This window comes from Marinobacterium arenosum (genome assembly GCF_019795155.1).
GTDB classification, from domain to species: Bacteria; Pseudomonadota; Gammaproteobacteria; order Pseudomonadales; family Balneatricaceae; genus Marinobacterium_C; species Marinobacterium_C arenosum.
In genome coordinates this window covers 1-2,716 of the sequence record NZ_JAILYN010000101.1, presented here as the reverse complement: position 1 = coordinate 2,716, position 2,716 = coordinate 1, and the positions used below count along the sequence as shown (strand labels likewise).

Below are 2,716 nucleotides of genomic sequence, written 5' to 3'. Positions count from 1 at the left end.
CCACTTTCGTGTTGCCGACAAGGCGAGAGCGGCGTTATCCCCGGGCATTAAAGAGCTGCCCATGCCGCTACCCCGTGAGAAAGAAAAATGCCAGTCAGTTGGCTTAACTGACTGGCATTACGCAATAGCGGCCGTTTTTGTTTTTGTATTTGGATTTTATTCAAGAGCGTCCTAGCAGCTCGCTCCGCGAGCTAGCGGTTCGGCTATGAGCTGAAGCAACCACCGCGCCTCGCCTATACAAGCGCTTTTGATTGCCGTAAACGCCTCATTTCTGGCCGTTGCTCAACTGGCTGGCCGGCCGTTCGCCGATGGTGACGCCCAGGGTCTGGCGCTTGCCGTTGCGCAGGATCTCCACCTCCACCTGGTCGCCCGGCTTGTACTGGGCGATCTGGTTCATCGACAGCTGGCTGTTGCTGATCGGGTTGCCGTTGATCGACAGCATGATATCGCCCGGCTGCAGGCCGGCCAGGTGGGCCGGGCTGTTGCGGAACAGGCCTGCGACCAGCAGCCCCTGCATCCGATCGAGGCCGAAGGATTCCGCCAGTTGCGGGGTCAATTGCTGGATCTCGATCCCCAGCCAGCCGCGAATTACCCGGCCATGCTGGATCAGGTCCTGCATGACGTCGACCGCCAGCTTGCTCGGAATGGCGAAGCCGATCCCCTGGGAGCCACCGGATTTGCTGAAGATCGCGGTGTTGATACCGATCAGTTGGCCATAGGCGTTGATCAGCGCGCCACCGGAGTTGCCTGGGTTGATCGCCGCATCGGTCTGGATGAAATCCTCGTAGGTGCTCAGCCCCAGACTGTTGCGGCGGGTGGCGCTGATAATCCCCATGGTGACGGTCTGGCCGACTCCGAACGGGTTGCCGATCGCCAGCACCACGTCGCCAACCTGCAGGTTTTCCGAGTTGGTCAGGGTAATGCTGGGCAGCTCTTTCAGATCGACCTTCAGTACCGCCAGGTCGGTTTCAGGGTCGCTGCCGACCACCTCGGCCATCGCTTCGCGGCCGTCCCTCAGCGCCACCACCACGCTGTCGGCGCCGGCAATGACGTGGTTGTTGGTAACGATATAGCCCTCTGCGCTGAGAATGACCCCGGACCCCAGGCTGGATTCGATCCGGGCCCGCTGCGGCACGTTGTCCATGTCGAAGAACTTGCGGAAGAACGGATCGTTGAACAGCGGGTGCACTTTCTGCGGTACCAGCGTGCGGGTATAGATGTTAACCACCGCCGGTGCCGCCTGGCTGACCGCGTCGGCATAGGAGACCGGGCCGCTGCCGGCGCTGCCGACCGGGCGCTGTGCGCCGTTCTGGGACTCGATGATCTCGACGGTGGTGATATTGGGGCCGAGCAGGTCGGGAAACAGCTTGAGCAGCAGTACGGCTGCCAGTACCCCGGCCACTATCGGCCACATCAGAAATGTCAGTCGGCGCATATTCGGGATTCTTGTGCTTGGCTTGCAGGCCGCAGCAGGGCCTGTTCGGTGATCGCAGGTTAACGCAAAAGGGATACGCTCCTTTTGCCTCAACGGATTGTTAGAATTATACGAGGAGATTCAACAAGATGTAATGACAACCCGGCGATGGATCCCGGTCTGAAGCAATGTTGGCGCCAGTCGCCAGGCGCAGACCGGCCCAAACGCCCAGAGGAGCTGCCCGTGACCGTACAACTGAACGAACTGCTGGTCTACTGCGATAACCTGCTGACCCCCGGCCGTTTCCGTGATTACTGCCCCAACGGGCTGCAGGTGGAGGGGCGCACCGAGGTCGGTCGGATCGTGACCGGGGTGACCGCCTGCCAGGCGCTGCTCGATGCAGCCGTCGACTGGCAGGCCGATGCGGTGCTGGTACACCACGGTTACTTCTGGAAGGGCGAGGACAGCGCGGTGCGCGGTATCAAGCGTAACCGGCTGAAGACGCTGTTGGCCAACGACATCAGCCTGATCGGCTACCACCTGCCGCTGGACTGTCACCCGACGCTGGGTAACAACGCCCGGCTGGCCGAGCTGCTCGAACTGGAAACCACCGGCGGCCTGGAGCCGGGTAACCCGGACAGTGTCGGCCTGGTCGGCAAGCTGGCGCAGCCGCTGACGGCCACCGCCTTTGCCGAGCGGATCGCCCGGGCGCTGGGACGCCAGCCGTTGCTAATCGAGGGCGGCGACCACCTGATCGAAACGGTCGGCTGGTGCACCGGTGCGGCCCAGGGCTATATTGAGCAGGCGATCGCCCAAAGTATGGACGCCTTCATCTCCGGCGAGATCTCCGAGCCGACCGTGCACAGCGCGCGGGAAAACGGCATCCACTATTTTGCCGCCGGCCACCACGCCACCGAACGCTATGGCGTGCAGGCGCTGGGCGAGGCGCTGGCGGCGGAGTTCGGCATCGAGCACCGGTTTATCGATATCGATAATCCGGTGTGAGTTGTGAGTCTCAAGCGGTAAGCGGTAAGCGGTAAACGAGGCCGGTGACGGCTGAAGGTGCCCCTAGTTGTGACTCTTCAGTAAGTTGTTCATCTGAGGCCGATTTGGAGAATTGGTGGCGTACGGCCAAAGCTGTTGAGGTTGGAGAAACACTGAAACAAAAAAACCGGCCACAGGCCTAATGCCAGTCAGTTAAGCCAACTGACTGGCATTTTTCTTTCTCACGGGGTAGCGGCATGGGCAGCTCTTTAATGCCCGGGGATAACGCCGCTCTCGCCTTGTCGGCAACACGAAAGT

At 61.3% G+C, this 2,716-nt stretch carries 2 protein-coding genes; one reads left to right on the top strand and one right to left on the bottom strand.

Translation table 11 applies throughout. The features are described from left to right. Positions 1–265: 265 nt before the first annotated feature. A complete protein-coding gene (locus tag K6T12_RS21305) occupies positions 266–1,435 on the bottom strand; it encodes a Do family serine endopeptidase (RefSeq protein ID WP_222224988.1) in 1,170 nt (389 codons plus the stop codon). A gap of 222 nt (positions 1,436–1,657) precedes the next feature. Here K6T12_RS21305 and K6T12_RS21300 point away from each other — a divergent pair, with 222 nt between their 5' ends. After that, on the top strand, positions 1,658–2,419 hold the full coding sequence (locus K6T12_RS21300) for a Nif3-like dinuclear metal center hexameric protein (protein WP_390879106.1): 762 nt from the start codon (positions 1,658–1,660) through the stop codon (positions 2,417–2,419). Positions 2,420–2,716 lie beyond the last annotated feature (297 nt).

Bases quoted from the DNA above. Each gene is read 5' to 3' on its own strand.
- K6T12_RS21305 (WP_222224988.1), bottom strand. From the start codon at position 1,435: ATGCGCCGACTGACATTTCTGATGTGGCCGATAGTGGCCGGGGTACTG.